The 23,713-nt window shown below is 69.5% G+C and carries 14 protein-coding genes, 3 tRNA genes and 1 pseudogene; 7 read left to right on the top strand and 11 right to left on the bottom strand.

Annotated elements, in window-relative coordinates; translation table 11 throughout:
• Positions 1 to 81: 81 nt before the first annotated feature.
• The gene (locus HW274_RS00450; RefSeq protein ID WP_185988961.1) at positions 82 to 2,838 is read left to right on the top strand and encodes a cation-translocating P-type ATPase; all 2,757 of its coding nucleotides are present in this window, start codon (positions 82 to 84) and stop codon (positions 2,836 to 2,838) included.
• A 125-nt stretch (positions 2,839 to 2,963) separates the two neighbouring features.
• Here HW274_RS00450 and HW274_RS00445 read toward each other — a convergent pair whose 3' ends face one another.
• On the bottom strand, positions 2,964 to 3,977 hold the full coding sequence (locus HW274_RS00445; protein WP_081376257.1) for an alpha/beta hydrolase family protein: 1,014 nt from the start codon (positions 3,975 to 3,977) through the stop codon (positions 2,964 to 2,966).
• Positions 3,978 to 4,548: 571 nt separating this feature from the next.
• Between HW274_RS00445 and HW274_RS00440 the strand changes: the two genes are divergently transcribed.
• The 3 genes from HW274_RS00440 (at position 4,549) to HW274_RS00430 (ending at position 9,122) form a co-directional block, all read left to right on the top strand.
• Positions 4,549 to 5,925, top strand: coding sequence for a MalY/PatB family protein (locus HW274_RS00440; protein ID WP_185988960.1), 1,377 nt, complete (start codon positions 4,549 to 4,551; stop codon positions 5,923 to 5,925).
• Positions 5,926 to 6,053: 128 nt separating this feature from the next.
• Positions 6,054 to 7,262 carry a PLP-dependent transferase gene (locus HW274_RS00435; protein WP_185988959.1) on the top strand — a complete coding sequence of 403 codons (1,209 nt, stop codon included), beginning with the start codon at positions 6,054 to 6,056 and terminating at the stop codon, positions 7,260 to 7,262.
• 93 nt (positions 7,263 to 7,355) lie between these two features.
• Entirely contained in the window at positions 7,356 to 9,122 is a 1,767-nt protein-coding gene (locus HW274_RS00430) for an alpha/beta hydrolase (RefSeq protein ID WP_260679120.1), read from the top strand.
• A 104-nt stretch (positions 9,123 to 9,226) separates the two neighbouring features.
• Here HW274_RS00430 and HW274_RS00425 read toward each other — a convergent pair.
• The 3 genes from HW274_RS00425 to HW274_RS00415 form a co-directional block, all read right to left on the bottom strand.
• Positions 9,227 to 9,302, bottom strand: a tRNA-Arg gene (locus HW274_RS00425).
• A 158-nt stretch (positions 9,303 to 9,460) separates the two neighbouring features.
• On the bottom strand, positions 9,461 to 10,768 hold the full coding sequence (locus tag HW274_RS00420; RefSeq protein ID WP_260679119.1) for a hypothetical protein: 1,308 nt from the start codon (positions 10,766 to 10,768) through the stop codon (positions 9,461 to 9,463).
• A 210-nt stretch (positions 10,769 to 10,978) separates the two neighbouring features.
• Positions 10,979 to 11,068, bottom strand: a tRNA-Ser gene (locus HW274_RS00415).
• Between the two features lie 252 nt (positions 11,069 to 11,320).
• Here HW274_RS00415 and HW274_RS00410 point away from each other — a divergent pair.
• Positions 11,321 to 12,031, top strand: coding sequence for a DNA alkylation repair protein (locus tag HW274_RS00410; protein WP_185988956.1), 711 nt, complete (start codon positions 11,321 to 11,323; stop codon positions 12,029 to 12,031).
• 103 nt (positions 12,032 to 12,134) lie between these two features.
• On the opposite strand, the gene HW274_RS00405 is transcribed toward HW274_RS00410, so the two are convergent.
• A complete protein-coding gene (locus HW274_RS00405; protein WP_185988955.1) occupies positions 12,135 to 13,118 on the bottom strand; it encodes a YafY family protein in 984 nt (327 codons plus the stop codon).
• A gap of 104 nt (positions 13,119 to 13,222) precedes the next feature.
• Between HW274_RS00405 and HW274_RS00400 the strand changes: the two genes are divergently transcribed.
• Positions 13,223 to 13,609 carry a VOC family protein gene (locus HW274_RS00400; protein ID WP_185988954.1) on the top strand — a complete coding sequence of 129 codons (387 nt, stop codon included), beginning with the start codon at positions 13,223 to 13,225 and terminating at the stop codon, positions 13,607 to 13,609.
• Positions 13,610 to 13,868: 259 nt separating this feature from the next.
• Here HW274_RS00400 and HW274_RS00395 read toward each other — a convergent pair.
• The 6 genes and pseudogenes from HW274_RS00395 to serS form a co-directional block, all read right to left on the bottom strand.
• A pseudogene (locus HW274_RS00395) lies at positions 13,869 to 15,283 on the bottom strand (DHA2 family efflux MFS transporter permease subunit).
• A gap of 286 nt (positions 15,284 to 15,569) precedes the next feature.
• Positions 15,570 to 15,655, bottom strand: a tRNA-Ser gene (locus HW274_RS00390).
• Positions 15,656 to 16,537: 882 nt separating this feature from the next.
• Positions 16,538 to 17,887: an AGE family epimerase/isomerase gene (locus HW274_RS00385; protein ID WP_075255172.1), complete on the bottom strand. Its 1,350-nt coding sequence runs from the start codon at positions 17,885 to 17,887 to the stop codon at positions 16,538 to 16,540.
• A gap of 145 nt (positions 17,888 to 18,032) precedes the next feature.
• Positions 18,033 to 19,682 carry an ABC transporter substrate-binding protein gene (locus HW274_RS00380; protein WP_185988953.1) on the bottom strand — a complete coding sequence of 550 codons (1,650 nt, stop codon included), beginning with the start codon at positions 19,680 to 19,682 and terminating at the stop codon, positions 18,033 to 18,035.
• Complete coding sequence (locus HW274_RS00375; protein WP_185988952.1) at positions 19,682 to 20,815, bottom strand: HAD family hydrolase; 1,134 nt, start codon at positions 20,813 to 20,815, stop codon at positions 19,682 to 19,684. Before HW274_RS00375 ends, HW274_RS00380 begins: the two co-directional genes overlap by 1 nt.
• A 10-nt stretch (positions 20,816 to 20,825) precedes the next feature.
• The gene (gene serS / locus HW274_RS00370; protein WP_070511151.1) at positions 20,826 to 22,106 is read right to left on the bottom strand and encodes a serine--tRNA ligase; all 1,281 of its coding nucleotides are present in this window, start codon (positions 22,104 to 22,106) and stop codon (positions 20,826 to 20,828) included.
• A 560-nt stretch (positions 22,107 to 22,666) separates the two neighbouring features.
• Here serS and HW274_RS00365 point away from each other — a divergent pair.
• Entirely contained in the window at positions 22,667 to 23,611 is a 945-nt protein-coding gene (locus HW274_RS00365; protein WP_185988951.1) for a hydrogen peroxide-inducible genes activator, read from the top strand.
• Positions 23,612 to 23,713 lie beyond the last annotated feature (102 nt).

The raw sequence follows: 23,713 nt of genomic DNA, 5'->3' as shown, positions 1-23,713 counted from the left end.
GGCGCCCGAAGCCCGGGTGCCGACGGGCGGCAGCGGACGCCAGCAGACAGCACAGGACGACAACGGACACAGGAGGCTCCCATGAGTACGACCAGCCAGGAATCCGGCGGGCAGCAGCGCACCGTCAACCTCTCCATCGGGGGCATGACCTGCGCCAGCTGCGTGGCCCGGGTGGAGAAGAAGCTGAACAAGCTCGACGGCGTGAGCGCCTCGGTCAACCTCGCCACTGAGTCGGCCCGCATCACCGCCCCGAGCGCGGTGAGCGTCGATGACCTCCTGGCCACAGTCGCTCGCGCCGGCTACACCGGCGCCCTGCTGGACGCCGCCTCACCAGATGAGTCGGCGCAATCGGAGGCGTCACCGGCCGGGGAGCCTGAGTCAACGACGCCGGCAGCACCGGCGTCGGGACCGTCCACGCCCGGTTCGGCCGAGGGTGGACGCGGCACCAAGGGCACAGGCGGCCGCGCGACACTGTCCATGGCTGCGGCGCCGGCCACGCGCCCGGGCGCCCCCGCCGGCACCAACAGCACGAACGGCACCACCGGCACCTCCCCCCGCTCCGCCTCCGGGAGTGGGGCAAAGTCTCTGGGCGCCTCGCATATGGAGCGGGCCGCCGACCTGCGCCTGCGGCTCATCTACTGCCTCATCCTGTCGGTGCCGATCATGGCGATCTCCATGGTGCCGGCGCTCCAGCTGCCGGGCTGGCAGTGGGCGGTGGCGCTCATGGCGCTGCCGGTGGCGGTCTGGGGGGCCTGGCCCTTCCACAAGGCGGCCTTCCGGGCGCTGCGCCACGGGGCCTTCACGATGGACACGCTCGTATCCCTCGGGGTGATCGCCGCGACCGGCTGGAGCCTGTGGGCGCTGGTGCTCGGCGGGGCCGGGCACATCGGCATGCGGATGAGCATGGAGCTGCTGCCCCGCTCCCAGGGGCATGCCGCCCACATGTACTTCGAGTCGGCCGCCTGGGTAACCACCTTCCTCCTGGCGGGCCGCTACGCGGAGGCGCGCGCCAAGTACCGTTCCGGGGACGCCCTGCGCGCCCTGCTGGAGCTGGGCGCCAAGGAGGTGACCCGGGTCGTCCTCACCTCGCCGTCGGGCAGCCGCGACACCGTCGACGTCTTGGATGAGGACGGCTCGCCGCGCGCGGAGGCCACCCGCACTGAGGAGCGCATCAGTGTTGAGGATCTGGCGGCCGGGGACCTGTTCCTCGTGCGGCCGGGTGAGAAGGTGGCCGCCGACGGCGTCGTCGTCGAGGGCCGCTCGGCCGTGGACGCCTCACTGCTCACCGGGGAGTCCGTGCCCACCGAGGTCGAGGCGGGACAGACCGTCACCGGGGCGACCGTCAACACCTCCGGCGTCCTGCTGGTGCGGGCCACGGCCGTGGGCGAGGGCACGACGCTGGCGCGGATCGGCCGGATGGTGACGGCCGCGCAGGCGGGCAAGGCCCCCGTCCAGCGCCTGGCGGACCGGATCTCGGGGGTGTTCGTGCCCATCGTCCTGGCGCTGTCGGCCGCGACCCTGGCGGGGTGGCTGCTCACCGGGCACAGCCCGCAGGCGGCCTTCACCGCGGCGGTGGCCGTGCTCGTCATCGCCTGCCCCTGCGCGCTGGGGCTGGCCACGCCGACGGCGCTGCTGGTCGGTTCGGGTCGGGCCGCCCAGCTGGGCGTGGTCATCAAGGGCCCCGAGGTGCTGGAGTCGACGCGGGCGCTGGACACGATGGTCATGGACAAGACCGGCACGGTCACCCAGGGGCGCATGAGCCTGGAGGTTGAGGCCTGCCAGGAGGTGGGTGCCGGCGCTGGTACCGGCGCAGATGCTGCCGCGGGCCTGAGCCCGCTCGGGGACGAGGCGCTGCGCCTGGCGGGGGCGGTCGAGTCCGCCTCGGAGCACCCGGTGGCCACAGCCATCACGGCAGCCGCCCGCGAACGACTGGGAGACCTGCCGACGCCGGCCGACTTCTCCAACCACGAGGGCCGGGGCGTCTCCGCCACCGTGGAGGGGCGCCGGGTCGCGGTGGGCCGGCCGGGCTGGCTCACCGGCGAGATGGGCGCTGAGGTTCCCGAGGCTCTCAGCGCCGCCGTGGAGCAGGCCCAGGACTCCGGGGCGACCGCCGTCGTCCTGGCCGTGGGCGAGGCCGCCGATGGGGGCGCGAGCACCGACGCCGAGGCGCCGGACGAGGCCGCCGCGGACAGCACCGCTGACGCCTCCGACCCCGCTGACACCTCCGACGATGTCGGCACTGCGGCCCCCGATACGCAGCCACTAAAGGCGGTAGCCGTTCTCGTGGTGCGGGACACGGTGCGGCCCTCCTCGCGGGCGGCGGTGGCGGCGCTGCGCGAGCTGGGGATCCGCCCGGTGCTGCTGACCGGGGACAATGCCCGGGCCGCTGAGCATGTGGCGGCGCAGGTGGGGATCGAGGCCGCCGACGTTCGCGCCGAGGTACTGCCCGCCGACAAGCGCGACGTCGTCGCCGACCTGCAGGCTCAGGGCGCGGTGGTCGGCATGGTGGGTGACGGGGTCAACGACGCCGCCGCCCTGGCCCAGGCCGGCACGCAGGGGCTGGGATTCGCCATGGGCTCGGGGGCGGACGTGGCCATTGAGGCCGCCGACATCACCCTGGTGCGCACAGACCTGGACGCGGCGGTGGCGGCGGTGCGGGTGTCGCGGGCGACTCTGCGGATCATCCGCCAGAACCTGTTCTGGGCCTTCGCCTACAACGTGGCCGCGATCCCGCTGGCTGCCGCCGGGCTGCTCAACCCGATGATCGCCGGGGCCGCCATGGCCGCCTCCAGCGTCATCGTGGTCACCAACTCCCTGCGGCTGCGCCGCGCCGGTTGACCAGCCGACCGAGGGGCACGTCCGAGCTCGGCGTCGGGAACCGCTGACTTCACGGTTCTCGACGCCGAGCTCTTGACCGGTCACGCCGGCTCCACGGTCAGGCCGTAGAGCGAACAGGAAAGCCCTCAACCAGCCTTGGTCAGATGAGCGATGACACCGTCGATGTCCTGCTGCAGCCGCTCACGGCGCACGAAGTGACCGCCCGCTTCCTCGTAGCGCTCGTGAGGAATACCGGCGGCCTCCAGCGCCCTCCCGAAGTTCCTCTGCGTCGGCAGAACCCGTTTCTCGTTCGAGTCGATAAAACTCGTCCCGGAGACGAGGAAGATGCGCTTACCCCGATATCTCTCGACATTCTCCATCGGGTTGTCGGCGCTCACGCGCGCCTCGGCCCAGGGTGCCCCGTAGACCATGCCGCCCCCGAGCTCGGCCATCGAGGTCAGATTCGCCCAGTGGGTGATCTTCTGGCCGTCGGGCCCGCGCAGGTCGGCGGGTCCCGAGTGGCTGGAGACGGAGGCGAAGTGCCCGTAGTACTTGGCCGTGTACTTCAGGGCCCCGAAACCTCCCATGGAGAAGCCGGAGACGGCGCGCCCGGAGAACTCCGCGATGGTGCTGAAGGTGGCGTCCACCCAGGGGATGAGCTCGCTCATGTGGAAGCTCTCCCAGTTCCGAGGGCCGACGTTCGAGGAGACCGGGTTGGAGTACCAGCCGGCAGTCCCGCCGTCGGGCATGACGACGATGAGCTCGCGGCCCACAGTCACATCACGAATACCCATTTTGTCGAAGGCCGTGCAGTTCTCCCCGATACCTCCTCCGTGAAGGAGGTAGAGCACCGGGTAGCGGCGTGCGGGGTCGTATCCGTCGGGCAGCAGCACGTTGACGGCCGGATTCGAGCTGATGGATGGCGTGGAGAACCGGTAGAACTGCATGCGGCCGCCGTCCTGGTGCTCGACGACGCTCAGGCCCGCAGCCTGAGCGGGGGCCGCGCCGGCCACGGACGCACCGGCGCCCACGGCAGCGAGGGCCGCGGCCCCGCCCGCCCCCTTGAGCATGCTGCGTCGGGTGATACCCCGGCTGCGTACAGGGTGGGCCGAAGGATGAGGCGGATCCAGGGTCATCGGATGGTCAGGTTTCTGGGTCATGGGATGGACAGCTCCTTGCTGTGTCAGTTGCTGTGTCGGTGATGCCGAAGGAGGGAGGCCCCTCCCCCGGGCCGCATCCACTGGGTGATGGCCGCGGCGGTGGCCGTGAACCTGCCAAGACGGCACGGCCACCATGAACCCTACTGTTATTAATCGGTAGAAATATGGCTATGGGTGACACTCCCCGCCCTGGTGCACGTCTCCCGGCGGGGCGAGATCACGGAGCCGACCAGCCGGGTGGCGCCGGCGGCGGCGCTCCCGCTATGCTCACAGCCATGACGACTCTTTCGCCCCAGGCCCGCGCGATGATGGTGCGCACCCTTGGCGAGGGTCGAATGTGCATGCGCTGACAGCGCCAGCCGTCGCTGTCTGACACGTAACGGTGAGAGTCCGAGCCGCCTGAGACCGGCTCGTCGCACTCCGCGGAGGCCCGACAGCCCCCGTGTTCATCCCTCCAGCAAACCGCCACCTCGGCCGGCCCGCGCGCCGGCCCCCCTGAGCCCGACGCCGCAGCAGCGCCTTGCGCTCTCGCGCGTCACCGCCGCCAGGGCACCCGAGAGGACCTCCAGCCATGCACACCCACCTCACCCCCGTCTCCGGCTCGGCCGACTCCACCGACTCCGCCTGTCCGGCCCGCCCCGACCTCACGGCCCCCCACGCGCCGACCGCCTCCTCCCCTGCAGCATCCTTCTTCACCGCCCCCGCCGTCGACCCGGCCGTCTTCGACGCGGTCCCCGACCGCCGCGGCACGGCCAGCCTCAAGTGGGACTCCGCCGTCAAGCGCGGCCGCCCCGAGGATGTGCTGCCCCTGTGGGTGGCGGACATGGACCACGCCACCGCGCCGGCAGTCACCAGCGCCCTGCTGTGGCGCACCCGCCACGGCATCTTCGGCTACTCCGAGCCCGACGAGGCCTATCGGACAGCCCTGACCGGCTGGTTCTCCCGCCGCTACGGCTGGCAGGTGGAGGCCGAGTGGAACACTGTGACTCCCGGCGTCGTCCCGGCCCTGGCCCTGGCGGTACGGGCCCTGACCGCGCCGGGCGAGGCGGTCCTCATCGAGGAGCCCGTCTACTACCCCTTCCGCGACGTCGTCGAGGTCAACGGGCGCACCGTGGCCGCCGTCTCCCTCGTGCGTGACGCCGACGGCGTCTATCGCCGTGACCTGGCCGCCCTGGAGGAGACCATCGAGGCGACCGGTGCGCGCCTGCTGCTCCTGTGCAACCCGCACAACCCGGTGGGCCGGGTCTGGAGCCGGGAGGAGCTCGCCGCGCTGGAGGAGGTCACGGCCCGCCATGGCGTCGTCGTCGTGGCCGACGAGATTCACGCGGACCTGGCCCTGCCGGGTTTCGCGACGACGCCCTTCGCCTCCCTGAGCGAGGCGGCCGCCGCCCACACGATCACCTGCACCTCACCGTCGAAGTCCTTTAACCTCGCCGGTCTGCAGGTCGCCAACATCCTCATCTCCGATGCCCACCTGCGCAGGACCTTCCGCCGCGAGCTGGCCACCACCGGCTACTCCCAGCCCAATACCCTGGGCCTGACGGCCTGCCGGGCTGCCTACGAGAGTGGGGACGCCTGGCTGGATGCCCTGCGCGAGCACATCGCGGCCGCCCGCGCCCATGTCGAGGCGCGCCTGGAGCGGATCGAGGGGATCGAGGCCGCCCCCTGTGAGGGCACCTACCTGCTGTGGCTGGACTGCTCGGGATTCCTGAAGGCCGCCGGGCTCGAGCCCGAGCGGCTCGACGAGGTCATGCTCAACGAGGCCGGGCTCTGGCTCGACGACGGCCGGATCTTCGGGACCGGCGGTGAGGGCTTCACCCGCATCAACGTCGCCTGCCCCCGCGCCACCCTCGACGCCGCCCTGGACCGGTTGGAGGCGGCGGTGGCCGCCGTGACCGCCCGCGCCGCCGAACGGGCCGGGCAGGGCCCCACCGCCCTGTCGGCCTGAGTCGGCTCGCCGGGCCGCACCACAGGTGCCGGCCCGCAGGCGTCCAGTCACCGGTCACCGGCTGCACCGCCGTCGACCGTCAGCCATCATGTCTTCCCGCCGCCCCCGCCCATGAGGAGAAACCACTCATGACCAGTCCGTCCGCACCCCAGCCCACCGCTCAGACCGAGTGTTCCCAGCCGCCGGCCGCCCGCACCTTCCCCGTCCACCATCACCCGACGTCGTCGGCCCCGGACCCACAGCTCCGCCTGGAGACGCTGCTGGTGCGCTCGGGCACCGGGACCGACCCGGCCACGGGTGCGATCACGACGCCGATCCACCTGTCGACCGCCTACGGCCACCCGGGCCTGGGCGAGTCGACGGGCTACGACTACACGCGCACGGCCAGCCCCACCCGCGACGTCCTCCAGGACGCCCTGGCCCGCCTGGAGGGCGGGACGGCGGCCTTCGCCCTGTCCTCGGGGATGGCGGCCCTGGAGCTGGTGACCCGCACGCTGGCGCCGCACGGCAGCCGGATCGTGGCGCTGCGCGACCTGTACGGCGGCTCCTTCCGCTTCCTGGAGGTCCTGGCCGAGGAGGGGGCGGCGCGCGTCGACTTCGTCCTGGGCCTGGAAGGCCTGCGCGGAGCATTGGCCGACCCGGCCGACCTGGTCATCATCGAGACCCCCACGAACCCGATGATGGAGGAGATCTCGATCCCCGAGGCGGCCGAGCTGGCCCACGCCGCCGGGGCGAAGCTGGTCGTGGACAACACCTTCTACACCCCGGTGGTGCAGCGGCCCCTGGAGCTGGGGGCCGACGTCGTCGTCCACTCGGGCACGAAGTACCTGGGCGGACACAACGACGTCATGGCGGGCGTGGCCGTGGTGGCCGACGACGCCCTGGCCGAGCAGCTGAACTACCGGCTCAACACGACCGGGGCGACGCTGGGTCCCTTCGACTGCTTCCTGCTGCTGCGCGGCCTCAAGACCCTGGCGCTGCGCATGGAGCGTCACGAGGCCAACGCCACCGCGATCGCGCAGTTCCTGCGCTCGAGCCCTTACGTGACGCGGGTGCTCTACCCGGGGCACTCGGGCATGGTGAGCTTCGATCTGGCCGAGTCGGTGGACGTGGCCCGCTTCCTGGCCTCGGTGCGGGTGTTCACCTTCGCCGAGTCCCTGGGCGGCGTGGAGTCGCTGGTGACGTGCCCGTCGGTGCAGACGCACGCGGACGTTCCCGTCGAGGTGCGTGCCTCCTACGGGCTGACCGACCGGCTCATGCGCCTGAGCGTCGGCATCGAGCACGTCGACGACCTCATCGCGGACCTGGCCCAGGCATTCGAGGCCGCCGGCGTCTGAGAGTTCGTTCGAAACCCGAACTGTCCATGAGGACAGGCAGTGCTGTGCTTCAGGCGGGGGCCATCGGGCTGTGGAAGGACAATGCTCGTTACTATGAGACGCCTACGAACCACCTCACCACCGCACGCCAGCTCTACCCTCACCGTCCTCACCCTGCTCGGCACGCTCACCGCCTGCAGCATGCTCGGTGCGAATATCGCAGCCGCCGCCAGCCCGCCCGCGCCGGGCTCCCATGAGGCCGGCGTCGTGCTGGACAGCAGTACGAACTCGAACAGCAACGCCGACACATCTCGGGCCACCGGCAGCAACAGCTCAAACGGTTCCACGGGATCCACCGGGTCCACAGGGGCGGACGTCCCCAAGGGTCTGGAGTCCTTTTACAACCAGGACCTCACCTGGACCGACTGCACCGACGACGCCACCGGGACCGCCTTCCAGTGCGCCACCGTGACCGTGCCCCTGGACTATGACAACCCGCAGGGGCAGACCATTACGGTGGCCCTCAAGAAGCTGTCCTCGACGAGTTCCTCCCCTCGGGGCTCGGTGTTCCTCAACCCCGGCGGCCCCGGGGGAAGCGGTATCTCCGCCATCGAGTCGCAGGCCGAGCTCTACAAGAGCGGCGATCTGTCCGAGGTCCTGGCGAACTACGACGTCATCGGCTTCGACCCTCGCGGCGTCGGCCAGTCCACCCCCATCACCTGCTGGACCCCCGAGGACGTCCAGGCGATTCTGGCCGGGCAGGCGGAGATGCCCTCCCTCTCGACGCCGGGCAGTGCCGCCGACATCGTCGCCCAGGGCTCACACAAGGCCGCGGCCTGCGAGGAGCACACGGAGGTCCCCGAGATCCTCGATCATATGGATACCCGTTCGGTGGCCCGCGACATGGATGTCATGCGGGCACTGGTGGGAGACAAGGACCTCAACTACCTCGGCCACTCCTACGGCACCTACCTGGGCGCCGTCTACACCGAGCTCTTCCCCGACAACATCGGACGCGTCGTCCTGGACAGCGCCATGGACCCCACTCTGTCACGACAGGGGGCGTTAGAGGGTGACGCGGCGGCTTGGGAGCAGTCACTGCGCACCTATATCGAGTCCCAGCAGGGCCAGGCGGGGTTCCCCCTGAGCGGGACAACGGATGAGGCGGTCGCCCAGCTCGCGGCCTTCCTCGATGGTCTGGACGCCAACCCGCTGACAGTCTCCGGATCCGGAACGTCCTTGGATCGGACCAAGGCCGTTGACGCGATCAAAGCACTCGTCACCGCCTCTCCTGATAAGTGGCCGCTGCTCACCGAGGGACTGAGCCAGGCCATGAATGCGCACGACGGCACCATTCTGAAGACGAACGCCGAGTCCGTCTCCGGCAATAGCGCACCTCCCACGACCGAGAAGCAGGTGGTCGAGCAGCTCCGGGGCCTCAAGGTCTTCTCGGCCAACCGGTGCCTCGACTTCCCCGACACCGGGAACGAGGCGAGCTGGGATACGGCACTGGCCTCCTACCACCACGACTACCCGGTTTTCCACAGTCTGCTACCCCAGTACGACGCGTTCTGCCACGGCTGGGGGCACACCAGTAAGACCAAGGCGGTCGACGTCGACGTCGAAGCCACGAACCCGGTGCTCGTCGTCGGTATCCTGCACGATCCGTACACGCCCTACCCGTGGTCCCATGCACTGGTGTCGAGGATCCGCAACAGCCATCTGCTGAGCGTCGATATGTACGGTCATGGCGCTACCGGTCGCAATGCCTGCACGAGCGCGAAGGTGAGCGACTTCCTCGTCAACGGGACGCTTCCTTCAGACGGGGAGGTCTGCGCGGCGGACCCGGAGCCCCAGGCAGGAGGTGGTGAGAAAGGCTGACGCGAAGATTCAGCAGTGACTCCGCTGAGCCGCGCCGTCGGAGCCGGGGAGTCCCAGACATGGAAAACACCCCGGCTCCGACTGTTCAGCCGATGACGGGGTGTTGGTGCGCCCGAAGGGATTCGAACCCCCAACCTTCTGATCCGTAGTCAGATGCTCTATCCGTTGAGCTACAGGCGCATGTCGTTGCCGACGGGAAGAACATTACTCAGCGTCCACCCAGGGGACAAATCCTGTCCCCGTGAGGATGGGCACAGGGCCGAAGTCCCGTCGTTGGCGGGACTCCGGCCCTGTGTGCTGTAACGGCAGCGGTGCTCACACCGCGCGCAGCGGGCCGCTCATCCTGCGTTGGAGGGGACCATCCCCAGCACCGAGGCACCCAGCGCCGCGTAGAGCACGAGGACCAGAACGGAGCCAATGATCCCCCAGACGAGAGTGGCCCTGGCCCAGTTCTTCTTACTGGCCGAGCGGCCGCTGCCGAAGGCGAGGTACAGCACATAGGCCAACCCGAGCAACGGAATACCGGCCAGCAGGATCGTCAGCATCCAGCTGCCCACCGAGTCCGCGGTCTCGGCCTCCTCGGAACGCGCCACTGCCAGCGCGCCCCCTTCTGCCGGCCGCTCGAATGGCGAGCCCGCCGCGGGAGGAACCATGTCGGAGAAGGATGGGGCCTGCCCGGCCGCGGCGTCGGAGGAGGGGGCCGAGCCCCACTGGGGCGCCGAGCTCTGCGACGGGAAGGCTGAGGACGACGACGGCGCGGACTGGGCGACCGCCTGAGTCGCAGCGGGGACGAAGGCCTCCGTGGCCTGCTCAGCCTCAGCGCGCGCGGTCGCCGTGGGGAAGACCGAGGACATGCCGACCTCGCCCTCCTGATGTCCCCCACTGAAGGGGTGCGAGTGCGAGGCGGGCTGCTGCTGAGCGAAGGGCTGCTGGTCCTGCAGGCCCGCCGTCTGGGCCTGCGGCTGCCGACCCGGCCAGCGCGGGGTCTCCTGACTCGTCTCGGCGCCTGGAGCCGCACCGGCAGCGGGGGCCGAAGACGTGCCCGGAGCCGAGGGGATGCCGGGGGCGGACTGGGCGAAGGGCGACGACGCGGGTGCGGCGCCGTCGGCGGCGGTGGAACCACCCCAGGCGGGCTGCGCCGGCTGGCTGGGCTGGCCGGTCTGGCCGAGCCCGCTCTGCTGGGCGTAAGGGTTGGCCTGGATGTAGGGGTCGGCAGGCGCCGCACCGGGCTGGGCGCCCCCGAATCCGCCGGCAGCGGCCGGATCGGGTCGGCCGGGCTGACTCGGCTGGCCGGTCTGGCCGAGCCCGCCCTGCTGGGCGTAAGGGTTGGCCTGGATGTAGGGGTCGGCGGGCGCCGCACCGGGCTGAGCGGCCGCCTGCGCGGCTCCTGTGGAGAAGGCGCGCGTCTGCTCCTCAGGGGGCGGCCCGGTGGGCAGGTCGGGCTGCGCCGGGCGCCACGATCCGGCCTGAGCGCCGGGAGCCGCACCAGGGACGGCACCGGGCGCCTGCCCCGGAGCCTGCTGCTCGGCGCGCGCGGCGTCGAGCATGTCCTGGTTGATGAGGACGGTCCGGGCGTTGAACTCGTCGCCCTGATTGGGGCGGGGCGAGCCGGAGGTCGGCGGCTGGGTTGCGTCGTGGTCAGACATGAGGTCCCTCTCAGTCGAGTACAGCATCACGCTATCCCGGATCCGCGCCGGAAGACACACAGGCACCCCGATCGGCCAGAGGCGAACGCCCTGAGCGTCGGGCCGGCTCGAGAGCCCGGCAATCCGTCGGGGAGTTGCGGCGGCGGCCACAACGAGTGCTCCGGCAACAACGAAGCCCCGGCACGCTGCTGCGCACCGGGGCTCTCGCTGTGGCGGAGATGGGGAGATTCGAACTCCCGAGGGGCTTCCACCCCAACCTCCTTAGCAGGGAGGCGCACTAGGCCACTATGCGACATCTCCATCGCCTTCCCACGGCTCCGCCGCAGGACGCACGGGCAGCCTACCGGGAGGATGCCGCGTGAGCAAACCGCCGAAGACACGGTGCAGGCGCCTCGGCAGGAAGCGCTGTGACCGCCGGCCGCGCAGGTGTCCTGGGGCCCTCGTTCACGGGTCGGGGCCGCGGGTTTCCAGGCCTCGCGTGCCGGCACCGCCGGGGCCATCATGTCAGTGATATGTCTGTGGAAGCGCGTTGCGAGGCGAGGAGGAACGAGGATGGTGGCGAACAGGCAGACGGATGCGAGGGTCGCGGAGTTCATCACCGATCTGCGTCAGGCCCTGGAGGAGGCGGGCGACCCCGCCCGCGCCGAGCAGCAGCGGGCGTACCTGAAGTCCGAGATGGCGATGTACGGCGTCGGGGTCCCGGACACGCGGCGCCTTGCGCAACAGATCGCCACCGCCCACAGCGATGTGTGGACTGAGGCCGCCACCTGGGAGGCGGCGCTGCGGCGCCTGTGGGACGGGGCGGCTCACCGGGAGGAGCGCTATGCGGCGCTGGCCGTCATCCGCGCCAAGCTCTCCGCCTCGCATGCTGGACGCATGGAGTCCCTGGCGCTCTATGAGCACTTTCTGCGCACGGGGCAGTGGTGGGATCTGGTCGATGAGACCTCCCACGCCGTCGGGCTGGTGGTGCGTGAGCATCCGGCTGCGGCCGCCCGCATGCGCGTGTGGGCCACCGACCCGGACATGTGGGTGCGGCGCAGCGCCATCCTCTACCAGCTCCAGCACAAGGCCGACACGGACCTCGACCTGCTCACCACCGTCATCGAAGTCAACCAGGAGGACCCGGAGTTCTTCATCCGCAAGGCCATCGGCTGGGCGCTGCGCGACTATGCGCGCACGGACGGCGACTGGGTGCGCGCCTTCGTCCAAGCGCATCCGGGCCTGTCCCCACTCAGCCGACGCGAGGCCCTCAAGCGCCTGTGAGTCCGGGGCGGCAGCACCGAGAGGGCATGCGGCGGACCGCGTAGTTAGCTGGCACTCCTCGCCGTCGGAGCACGTGCGAGCACGCTGCCTCAGCCGCACGCCATCAGTTTCCATCGGCACGGTACCGCTCACGCATGAGGTCCACGTAGTCAAGGAGGTCCTGACGCAGGCGCTTGGGGGTGATGACGCATGCATCCGGACCGAGCCGAAGCAGAATCGTCATGGCATGCAAGTGGTCCATGAACTCCAGCTGGAGACAGGTCCATCCGCCATCTCCAGGAGGTTCACCCTCTGCATCGGTCGTCGTTGCGCGCAACGTCCACTCCTGCACATCGCTCCAACGCTCGTCCCGCACCCAGACAGTGGCTGTGATCGCCTCGAACCTATCGAGAAACTCTTCACGCTGCTTCTGCCATGCCACAGCCATGTCGAAGCCGGAGTCGTCAGCACACTCCTCAGAGAGCACATCGGCCTCTTCGATCCGAGAAAGCCTGGTGAAGCGAACCTCAGCGCTGTGTGAGGCACACAGGTACCAGCTGCGACCAGCGGCAACTATTCCGTGCGGATCGACGACGTCCTGCGTCGTCGTCCTCGACTTGTGACGGAAGACCATACGCAGTCGATGACGCGTCAAGACCGCTTCCTGAACGGCATGGAATACGGCGTCGGCTCGCTCGCTCTCGGGCAGGGGAAGCCATCCTTGAGGATCGACCACAACGCGCGAGGCAATCCTCACGGACCGGCTTCGATGGCTGTCGGGGACGGCGGCGAGTAGTTTGCGAGACGCGGAGGCGAGGGCATCGCCAAGGCCCAGTGGCGCAGCACCCCAGCTGGTGAGACCGACGAAGAGAGCCCGGCTCTCCTCACGGTTAAGTCCCGTCACATCAATGCGAAAGTCGGGGTCGATTCTTACTCCCCCATGAGGTCCCCGCTCGCACCATACCGGCACTCCAGCAGTCGACAGCGCCTCAACGTCCCGCAGCACAGTGCGCCGTGAGACCTCCAGCCGCTGTGCCAGGTCTGAGGCAGACAGACGACCATGGGTGCGCAGCAGCCAGATCATGGACAGTAAGCGGTCAGCACGCACCGACTCATCCTCGCACGTACATGACACAAGGTGTCACCAATGCTCTCTAACCTCGATGCTGTCCGCCCACCTTGTATACCCATGAGAGTCTCAGGAGCATCACCATGACGTCCTTCGTTCCCAACAGCGTCATCCTCTACGTCTCCGACGTCGAGGCGAGTACCACCTTCTACCGTGAAATTCTCGGTCATGGACCGATCAAGACCTATCCAGGATTCAGCGTCTTCGCATTGTCCGACGACGTCACTCTCGGCCTGCAGGCAGCTGATGAGATTGATCCGACTGCTGAGCCGTACGTAGGCGGGACCGAACTGAGTCTCAGCAACGTCGAGCGTGCCGACGTCGATCGTCTTCACGCACAGTGGAAGGCACTGGGCATTCCGATGGTTTTGGAGCCTACCGTCCTCGAGTTCGGCTACACCTTTGTGGCAGCCGACCCTGATGGGCACCGTCTGCGCGTGTGTGCCACCGATACCTCAAACTTCGTCTGATTCGAGGCCCTTGGCGCCCCGCCCATCACCTCCCCACAGGTACAGTCGACCATGTCCCGGCCGGCTACTCCACGAGCTTCGGGGGCTACTGGCCAGGAGTTGTGCATACTGCACGAACCCCCGCACCTCGTGGAGTGCACCCACCCCTCCCAGTAGCACCCAACCCTCGTGCATTGCGCCCAGAGGACGCCGAGAGCCACGTGGGTGACCGATCCCGAGCGCAAGTAAAACCTTGGCAGCACTCCGATGTGAAACCATCTCAGTCCATTGCCGACACCAGCGACCTCGGAACGAGCGAATACACAAAGAGTCCGACAAAAAACAGCAGCAATGGAACACTCAGCACCCACGCAACGGTCGACCTCGATAGCCCCAGCGGGTCGAACTCGGTAGGCGCGGCAGCGAGCACCTGTATCAAGAGCCCGACAACAGCTCCCCCTAGCACGGGACCTGCTTGGCGAAGGACGTTGAGGAGAGAGGACGCAGCACCGAACTCGTCACTCCTCAGTGCGGCCATACCTACTGTCGTCAGTGGCGCCATTAAGAAGCCATTTCCGATGCCGAAAACGATCGTCGCACCCAGGAACCACATCCAAGAAACCCCAGTAGCGGTAATCAGCATGCTCAGGGCGGTTCCCATCGCAGAGGCCCCGAAGCCGATCTGTAGGACGAGGCGGGCCTTCCCTTCATCAACCCAGCGGCCCGCAATAGGTGCTGTGACCACGGACGCAATCGACGCTGGCGCAAGAGCAGCCCCCGCCCAGAACGCCGTTTGCCCCATCACGGACTGGATGTAGTTCGATACGAGAAACGTCAAGGCGAACACGCCAAGGGCGGCAAAAAGGCCGAACAAAGCGGCAACAAGGAACCGTGGATTCTCGCGAAGAGACCGTGGAAAAACTGCGTGCGCCGGATCCACACGGCGCTCATACCGGAAGAACGCAAACAGGCAGAACACAGCGAACGGCAAGCAAGCAACGGTCAGCGGGTCCCAGCCCGCATGGGGACCTTGCAGACACCCATAGAGAAGTGCCACAAGGCCGATGCCCACAAGAAAGGTGCCCATGAAATCAACTCTCACGGACCGGACCACTTCGATCGGAAGACTTCGCAGACCCAGAACCACGACGAGAATCGCAATCGGAAGGTTGACGAGGAAGACCCAGCGCCAGCTAAGACCATCAATCAATACTCCACCGGCAGAGGGCCGATGACGGACGCAGTTCCTGCAATTGATCCCCAGACGCCGACTGCGCGCCCACGGGTATTTTCAGGGAAGGTGACGCCGATGAGCGTGAGAGTCTGCGGTACCAGCATGCCCGCACCGACTCCCTGAAGGAACCGGCTGGCGATCAAGATGAACGGAGAGGTCGCAACACCGCAGGCGAGGCTGGCAGTTGCCAAAATGATCGTCCCCAAGAGGAAGAGGCGTCGGTGCCCGAATCGGTCACCTAAGCGACCTGACGGGATGATCGCCAGTGCGAGAACGAGACCGTAGCTGTTGACCGCCCAGAACACCTGGGTTGTGGACGCTCCCAAGTCCCGTGTCAGCGAGGGAACTGCGAGGTTAATAATTGTCAGATCAAGGAGAGCAATGAAGTACCCACCAGCCAACGCACACAACCCGATCCACTGCCGAGCGCTGACTGTTATGGCTAGGGAGTTTTCCGTCATGTTCCCCCGTTCGTAAGTTCGGTATCGCGGAAGGTATCTCTCTTGGTCGTCACGGTGTCGTCACCACATTAAGGTCGAGGCCGCTCCCCAACTCTCCCACTATTGACGTAGATGCCATTGCTGAGATGTTGACCGCAGCGTCGGAACGATGCGGGACTGGCTCTCGGGCTGGAGAATCATCAGGTTGCACTAGGCGATCACCGGGAGCATCAACAACGAGAACGCAACCAAACTCACCTGACTCATAACATCTCGGTGAGTTTAAGTTGGTATTGCAATACTTGAGCGGAGAGGGAGGGATTCGAACCCCCGGTGCGCCAGGCGCACAGCGGTTTTCAAGACCGCCACATTCGGCCGCTCTGTCACCTCTCCAGGCCGCACCCACCGGGCGCGACAGGCACAGACCTTACCATCCCGGCGGGCCCGCGGTCACCGCGAGCCCAGCGGCCCGAGCCCACCTGTCGCCGACGGCGCGGTCGTGCCTTATGTCTCGGGATCGAGGGTTTAGGGCACTGTGCTGTCTCCTCACTTCTGAGACATGTGAGTGTCATGACTTCTGAGACACTCGCTCGGGCAGGAACCCGGGGCAGGCCGGTGGTCCTGGAGGCGAGGGCGGCCCAGGGGCGAGACATGACGGGGTGTGGGTGTCCAAGGTGCTGACATCACAGGCGCACCGGCGCCGCACAACGAAAAAGAACCGCAGAATTCCAACGATCTCCGCTGGGTGCTTTGACGCAGGGCCCGTTGATGTCAGCACTGTGGACACCAGGCCGCGCAGGAGCGAGTCCGGGGTCCTTACGGCACGGACCGGCGCGTCCGTCACAGGTCCGCCCCCACCGTCCCCTGCTCGCCGCTTGCGCAGAGGGCCGGGAGGCTATGACCCGACGCCGGCTTTGCCTTGAGTCGGCCTGCTCCACGAGGGTCGGGATCCACTGGCCAAGGGTTGTGCGTACTGCACGAAGGCCCCACCTACCTCCAGTACCCCCAACCCTCGTCCAGTAGCACCCACCCCTCGTGCAGTGCATCCAGACGACGCTGTAAGCCACCACAGTGACCGAGGGAGCCCCCTCCGGCAGACTGAAGCAGCAGCTCTCCCATCCGGAAGACGCACCCCACCGGTGTCTCAGATGTCATGACATCCGAAACTCTCAGAAGCCATGAGACAACACAGAGGGTTTAGGGCACAACCGCGCGACCTACCCTACGAACGCGCGGCTCGGCGGCCCGCCCCGGCCCACTGCCCGGCCCCAGCCCCTAGGCCCGCCCGAAGAACCCACGCCGGTGCGGCTTGCTGGCGCGCGCCAGTAGCAGGGAGTTCGGTTCGTCGAGCCGCCCCTCGGCCAGGGCCTGCCCGATCGCCGGCCACACCGGCAGGCGCGCCATGAGGGTGGCCTGCAGAGCGTGGTAGATGTCCGGGTGCCCCGCCCAGGTGCGGGTCGAGGGCCGGTTGTCGCGGTCAAGCTCATGGGTCCACACGCCGGGCGCCTCAATGAGGAACTCCTCGGCGTAGTCGATCCAGGCCCGGTAGCAGTGCTCGTAGTGCTCGACGTCGATCTCCCCACGACCGTCATCGAGCAGGGCCTGGCGGATGGCGGCCGACGCCGAGATGCCCTCGCAGACCACCCAGTGCATGCGCTCATGCACCACGGGTTTGCCGTCGAAGTCCGTGGTGTAGACGAAGCCCGGGGCGCCGTCGACGCGCCAGCCGTCGGTGCGGGCCTGGTCGAAGAGGTGCTCGGCCGCCTCCAGCATCCACTCCGGCGCGCTCATGGAGCGGTTGATGAGCGCCCCACGCAGCTGTACGGTCAGGCGCGCCCACTCCAGCCCGTGGCCCGGCGTGACGCCGTAGGGCCGGAAGGGGTGGGCGGGCTCGTCGCGGTTGTAGTCCAGGCGCGGCTCCCAGGAGGTGGAGTAGTGCTCGGGCAGGCGCCAGCCGTGCTCGCGGGCCTGGACGTTGACGGCGAAGTCGGCGACCTTCAGGGCCCGCTCCAGCCAGCGCACCTCGCCGGTGACGTCGGCAGTGGCCAGGTAGGCCTCCACCGTGTGCATGGCGGCGTTGATGCCCCGGTAGTCCTCAGAGTCGGTGAAGTCGGCCGCGTAGGACTCCACCGGCATCTGCTGGTCCTCGTCCCACCAGTAGCGGTCCTGGACCTCGATGGCGTCGCGCAGCAGCTCGTGGCCGCCGGGCCGGTCGGCGGCCGTCGCGGTGGCCGCAGCCAGGAGCACGAAGGCGTGCTGGTAGCACTCCTTGCGGGCGGCGCGGTCCACCGGGACGCCCCGCCCCTCGGCGTCGGGCTCGGGGCCGATCGCCGAGTACCAGCCACCGTTGACTGGGTCGCGCAGAGGACCGTTGAGGGCGCGCACGCCGTGGTCGGCGTAGCGGCGACAGCCGGGGATCCCCATGAGCGCCCCCAGGGAGAAGGCGAAGGTCATGCGGCCGGTGATCCACAGCTCGATCGGATGGGCGGGGTCCACCTCGCCGTCCTGACCGAGCCACCCGAATCCAGTGGGCACCTTCGCGGCGCGCGCGTAGTGCAGCAGCGCGTGCGTCTCGTAGGCCAGCCAACGCTTGTGCTCGGGGGCGCCGAACCATCCCAATCCCATGAGTCCTCCTTGAATCGCTGGGGTTCCAAGGCTATCGACCCACCTGACACGGATCAATGCTCCGCAGCGCTCGTGAGCGGCTCACTCCCACCCGACAGCGCCCCACCCGAGGCCGGCTGCACCGCCCGGCCACCCCGCCCGAGGGCTACTTCTGCTTGGGCCAGGCCGCCTCGGCCTGCTTGAGTGCCTCCTTGGGGGTCACCGTCCCGGTCGACCACCGGCTCAGCCCGACCCACAGGGCGCTGCTACCCACACCCACCGGCATCGAGTCCGAGGCATCCATCTCCACGGTCGTCTGGCGCGACTGGAGCAGCCTGGTGGCGCGCCGGCCGACGTCGCTGGGCGCCAGGTCCGGATCAACACCCTGGTTGGCGGTCGCCACCCCGCCCAGCGCCATCCGCGTGCGGGCCCACTCCTGGGAGGTCAGGTACTCCATGACCGCGCTGACCGCGTCTGAGCGGGTGAAGGCCACGAGGTAGTCGGTCCCCACCAGCACCGAGTCCGATCCGCGGTCCGCCGCCGGCGTGACGAAGGCCGAGACCTTCGTTCCAGACGAACCCGCCGTACTCGTCGTGCCCGCTGCGCTGGCCGTGCTCTTGGCCGACGCCGTCGCCCCGGCCGTCCCGCCGGAGGCGGTAGGACTCGCGGTCGGGCGGGGGGCCTGGACCGTCACCGGGTTAGCGCCGTCGGCGTCGGTGATGACGGTGCCCTCGGGGAAGCGGCTCTCGAAGGAGGAGGAGGCGTGCAGCATGAGGCAGCTGCCCTTGGCCAGGTCGGCGCCGGCCTGCGCGGGGGTGCGGGAGATGACCGAGCCGCGCCCACCGACGACACGCCCGTTGTCCAGGACCAGGGAGTTGACGGCGCCGAGGGCCTCGACGGCGTTCGAGGAGTCAACGGGAACCCGGTGCGAGGCCCAGGTCTCGTAGACGCCGGGCCCCTGGGTGGCCAGCAGGGCGTCCTCGAGCCAGTCGGTGAGTACCCAGCCGGTGGACTCCCCGTCGGCGGCGCCCACGCACCAGGGCGTCACGGAGCCGTCGGGGTGGTCGGAGCGGATCTTGCTGGTGAGGGCCTCCAGCTCGGCCCAGGTGTCGGGCACCTCGTAGCCGGCCTTGGCGAAGGCGTCCGGCGAGTACCACACGAGGGACTTCAGCGAGGCCATGAGCGGGGCGCCGTAGGGCACGGAGGCGTGGATGCCGACCTGGATCCAGTGCCGGTCCCAGCCGGCCTCCACATTGCTGTTGACCTGGTTGGGCAGCGGGTGGACGACGCCGGTGTCGACGAGCTCGGCCACCATGGCGGGCTGGGGCACGATGGCCAGGTCGGGCAGGTTCTCCGGGTTGTCCTGGCTCGACGGCGAGGCCCCCGAGCTGGTGGACAGGTTGGCTCCCGAGCCGTTGAGCAGCTGGGAGCGCAGCTCGGTGGTGCCGGTGTGCTCGACGTTGATGCCCGTGCAGCTCTCGAACTCGGCCACGGAGGCCTCGAAGCGCTCGGCCTCGGTGCCGGTCAGGCTGCTGGAGATGGTGACGGTGGCGCCCTTGTGGCCCTGGTAGGCCTGGTAGGCGGCGCAGCCGGTGGCCGACGCCGAGCCCGCCCCGCCGGCTGAGCAGGCGGCGGTGGCGGCGGCCGCCAGGGTCAGGGTGCTGGCGGCCGCCAGGAGGCGGCCGCCTCTGCGCAGCCGACGGCGCACGCGGCCCCGGCCGGGGGCGCTCGCCCCACCGGACGGGCCGGCGGCGCGAGCGGCGTGCTCCTCGGGGATGGAGTTGTGCTGGGAGACAGGGAGGGGGGAGTGTCGCATCAGGGGTGCCTTACTCGTTCGATGAGGGCGTCCAGGACGGCCGCGCAGCCGTCCCGCCACACGGGCTCGGTCAGGATATCGCCGCGGTCGCGCACCCACTGCGGCGCGCTGCCCATGACGACGCCCGCCCCGGCCCACTCGATCATCTCGACGTCATTGGAGCCGTCCCCGACCGCCAGGACGCGGGCGGAGTCGGTGCCCAGGCGGGCGATGAGCGCATCGAGGGCGGAGGCCTTGGTGACGCCCTCGGGGGCGACGTCGAGCCAGGCCGTCCAGCCGATGGCGTACTCCACCGAGTGCAGCCCGGAGTTGGCCACGATCTGGGAGAAGCGCTCCACGGACATCCCCGGGGCCCGCAGGACGACGCGGGTGACCGGCCGGGAGACGAGCTCGTCGAAGGTGACGACCCGCTGGTCCTCGATGAGCTCGCCGTCGGGGAAGAGCCGGGAGACCTTGAAGCCGACGCCGGGGTCCTCCACGGCGAGGATCCCGTCGGGCACGGCGGCGTGGAGGGTCTCGATGGCGGCGCGCGGGTCGAAGGTGCGCGAGTCGACCACCTCGTAGCCGCCGGGGGCGTCGGGGTCGAGCCGCAGGGTCATGGCGCCGTTGGCGCACACCATCCAGCCGGTGGACAGCCCCAGGTGGCGCACCACCGGCATGGCGGCGGCGATCCCGCGGCCGGTGGAGATGACCACGGGGACCTCGTGGGCGCGCAGACGGGCGACGGAGGCCATGACCCGCTCCGAGACGCGCCCGTCCATGTCCAGGATGGTGCCATCAACGTCGAGGGCGACGACGAGCCCGTGGCCGGGTGCGAGCCGGGCGCCGCCGTCGGCCTCCAGGGCGTCGAGGTCCCGCATCCGGTCCTGGACGAGGGCGTGGTACTCCTCGTGGTCCAAGGGCCGACGGCGCAGGGCACGTTCGCCGCCTGCCGCGGTGCGGTCGGCGCCGTCCTCGAGGTGCTCGAGGTACTCCGTGGAGCCGCCCAGCTGGGTCAGGGGCTGGCCGGCCGGGGCGATCCCGGTGGCGGGGTTGACGGCCGGACCGTTGCCGGTGGGCTCGGAGCCGGCGGGCTCGCCGACGGCGTCGGTCTCGCGGGCGGCCCCGGGGCTGGAGGCGGGCGTGGGGTTCACGGGCCGGTCCTCAGGCGGTGGCGCCGACGGGCTCGATGACCTCCAGGCCGCCCAGGTAGGGGCGCAGGCCCGTGGGCACGCGCACCGAGCCGTCGGCCTGCTGGTGGTTCTCCAGGATGGCGACCATCCAGCGGGTGGTGGCCAGGGTCCCGTTGAGGGTGGCCACGGGGCTCGTGCCGCCCTCGCGGCGCTCGCGCACGGCCAGGCGGCGGGCCTGGTAGGTGGTGCAGTTGGAGGTGGAGGTGACCTCCATCCAGCGCTGCTGGGTGGGCAGCCAGGCCTCGCAGTCGAACTTGCGGGCGGCGGAGGAGCCCAGGTCCCCGGCGGCGGTGTCGATGACCCGGTAGGGCAGCTCGACCAGGGCCAGCATCTCCTCCTCCATGGCCAGGAGTCGGGCGTGCTCGGCCTCGGCGTCCTCGGGGCGGCAGTAGGAGAACATCTCCGCCTTGTTGAACTGGTGGACGCGGATGATGCCGCGAGTGTCCTTGCCGGCAGCCCCGGCCTCGCGCCGGTAGCAGGTGGACCAGCCCATGTAGCGCTTGGGCCCGGCGGACAGGTCGAGGATCTCGTCGGCGTGGTAGCCGGCCAGGGCCACCTCGGAGGTGCCGGTGAGGTAGAGGTCGTCGGCGGGCAGGTAGTAGATCTCGTCGCTGTGGGCGCCCAGGAAGCCGGTGCCGCCCATGACCTGCGGGGTCACGAGGGTGGGGGTGGTCATCGGGGTGAAGCCGTGGGCGACGGCGGCGTCCAGGGCGGCCGTCATGAGGGCCAGCTCCAGGCGCATGCCCCAGCCCTTGAGGTAGTAGAAGCGGGCCCCGGAGACCTTGGCGCCGCGGCGGGTGTCGATGATGTCCAGGCCCTCGCCGATCGCCAGGTGGTCGGCGGGCTCGAAGCCCTCGGCGGCGAAGTCGCGGGGCTGGCCGCCCTCGTGGCGCAGGACGACGTAGTCCTCCTCGCCGCCCGAGGGCGCCCCCTCGATGAGGTTGGCGAACTGGCGGGCCAGGTCGTCGAGTTCGGCAGCGGCGGCGGACGAGGCGGCCTCGGCGGCCTTGACCTGCTCGGCCAGCTCCTTGGCGTTGGCCAGGATCGCGGGGCGCTCCTCCGGGGAGGCCTTCCCCACGGACCGGGAGACCTGCTTCTGCTCGGCGCGGAGGTTCTCGAAGGCGGCCAGCGCCTGACGGCGGGTCTCGTCGGCGGCGATGACGCGGTCGACGAGATCGACGTCGGCACCACGGGCTCGCTGGCTGGCGCGGAAGGGCTCGGGGTTCTCACGAAGCGCACGCAGGTCGATCATGGTGCCGAGTGTAGTCAGGACCGCGGCCCAGACAGCATTCGATCGGCACCTGAGCCGATCCGGGCCGCGAGCGCGGCGGGCGGCGCAGACCGGGAGAGCCGGGGACGACCAAAGTCACGGGCGAGTGGCCGAGCCGACACTCGGGGGCGCGGCGGACCGGAATCGACATCGTCGCCCCGGCGCCCACCCCGCCGTCGGGGCGACCCGAGGGCCTGGAAACCCTGGAATCATCCGGGAGATTGGATGGTCGCGGCGCGAGTCCGGTGAGGCCGCGGCCCATACACGCTCGCCCCCGCCCGCACTACCGTCCGACGGCGAACGTGACCCACTTCCCTCTTACCAACGCAATCCACCTGTGAATAGAATCCATTTCAATCGGTGCGCCCTATCGTTCCCGACGGTGTTTCCGAGCCGCCACGTCGGCGGCTCGCCCACACCTCCCACGCACCACTCTCCCCACAACCTCCCGGCTAGTCGTCTGTCCCCGATTTTCTGTCACTCCGTCATATCAGGCTCGCCGACCGCCATGAATGCGGGCCCCAACCACAGGACCACAACTCATGCCGACCACATCATCTCCGTCCTTCTCCCAGCTGAGGGCCTTCGTAGCGCTGTGCGACCACCAGCACTTCGGCGAGGCCGCCACGGCTCTCGGCGTCAGCCAGCCCAGCCTGTCCCAGGCCATCACCGCACTGGAGAAGCGCGTCGGCGGCGAGCTGGTGGAGCGCACCACCCGCCGCGTCCTGGTCACCTCCCTGGGCGAGGCCCTGCTGCCCTACGCCCGGGACGCCGTCCTGGCCGCCGAGGCCTTCAGCGAGGCCGCCTCCAGCCAGGGTGCCGTCCTGAGCGGCACGATGCGCCTGGGCATCATCCCCACCATCGCGCCCTACCTGGCCCCCGTTCTCATCGACGGCCTGCGCGAGGCCCTGCCCCAGATGGACCTGGACCTGCGTGAGATGGTCACCGGGGACAACCTCGACCAGCTCGCCCAGGGGCGCCTCGACGCCGCCATCATCGCCCTGGAGGACGACCTCCAGCGCACCACCGCGATCCCGATGTTCGACGAGCGGCTCGTCGTCCTGACCGCCGCCGGTCACCCCTGGGCCGGCCGCACGGACGTGAGCCCCGCCGAGCTCGACGACCAGCCCCTCCTTCTGCTCGACGAGGGCAACTGCCTGCGCGACCAGACCCTGGCCCTGTGCCAGCGTTACGGCTCCCAGCCCCCGGTCGCGGTGGCCACCACTCTGTCGACGGTGACCCGCATGGTCGCCCACGGCTCGGGCGTGACCATCATCCCCGAGGGGGCGCTCCAGCTGCTGACCCCCTCCTCGGAGTACGGCATCGCCCGTTTCGGCGATGAGTCGCCGATGCGTCGCATGGGCCTGGTGCACCGGGTCTCCTCCTCCCGCGGCGCCGACTTCGCCCAGCTGGCCGAGCTCATCTCGCGCCTGGTCGAAGAGGCCGACCTGCCCGTGACCCCCGTCGTGGCCCCGGCTGCGGCCTAACCTGTCCTCCGGGGCTGCCCTCGCCGGCGGCGCACGCTCGGTTCCCTTCTCCTCGACAGCGCCCCGCGAACCGTGACCCGGGCCGCCCGGGCGACTAGCCTG

The organism is Actinomyces sp. oral taxon 169 (assembly GCF_013394715.1).
Taxonomy (GTDB): Bacteria; Actinomycetota; Actinomycetes; order Actinomycetales; family Actinomycetaceae; genus Actinomyces.
The sequence above is the reverse complement of the archived record's forward strand: the minus strand, read 5'-3'. Positions and strand labels throughout refer to the sequence as shown.

What these genes read in the sequence shown, in the direction of transcription:
- HW274_RS00450 (WP_185988961.1), top strand. Translation starts at nt 82, where the DNA reads ATGAGTACGACCAGCCAGGAATCCGGCGGGCAGCAGCGCACCGTCAAC.
- HW274_RS00445 (WP_081376257.1), bottom strand. Translation starts at nt 3,977, where the DNA reads ATGACCCAGAAACCTGACCATCCGATGACCCTGGATCCGCCTCATCCT.
- HW274_RS00440 (WP_185988960.1), top strand. Translation starts at nt 4,549, where the DNA reads ATGCACACCCACCTCACCCCCGTCTCCGGCTCGGCCGACTCCACCGAC.
- HW274_RS00435 (WP_185988959.1), top strand. Translation starts at nt 6,054, where the DNA reads ATGACCAGTCCGTCCGCACCCCAGCCCACCGCTCAGACCGAGTGTTCC.
- HW274_RS00430 (WP_260679120.1), top strand. Translation starts at nt 7,356, where the DNA reads ATGAGACGCCTACGAACCACCTCACCACCGCACGCCAGCTCTACCCTC.
- HW274_RS00420 (WP_260679119.1), bottom strand. Translation starts at nt 10,768, where the DNA reads ATGTCTGACCACGACGCAACCCAGCCGCCGACCTCCGGCTCGCCCCGC.
- HW274_RS00410 (WP_185988956.1), top strand. Translation starts at nt 11,321, where the DNA reads ATGGTGGCGAACAGGCAGACGGATGCGAGGGTCGCGGAGTTCATCACC.
- HW274_RS00400 (WP_185988954.1), top strand. Translation starts at nt 13,223, where the DNA reads ATGACGTCCTTCGTTCCCAACAGCGTCATCCTCTACGTCTCCGACGTC.
- HW274_RS00385 (WP_075255172.1), bottom strand. Translation starts at nt 17,887, where the DNA reads ATGGGATTGGGATGGTTCGGCGCCCCCGAGCACAAGCGTTGGCTGGCC.
- HW274_RS00380 (WP_185988953.1), bottom strand. Translation starts at nt 19,682, where the DNA reads ATGCGACACTCCCCCCTCCCTGTCTCCCAGCACAACTCCATCCCCGAG.
- serS (WP_070511151.1), bottom strand. Translation starts at nt 22,106, where the DNA reads ATGATCGACCTGCGTGCGCTTCGTGAGAACCCCGAGCCCTTCCGCGCC.
- HW274_RS00365 (WP_185988951.1), top strand. Translation starts at nt 22,667, where the DNA reads ATGCCGACCACATCATCTCCGTCCTTCTCCCAGCTGAGGGCCTTCGTA.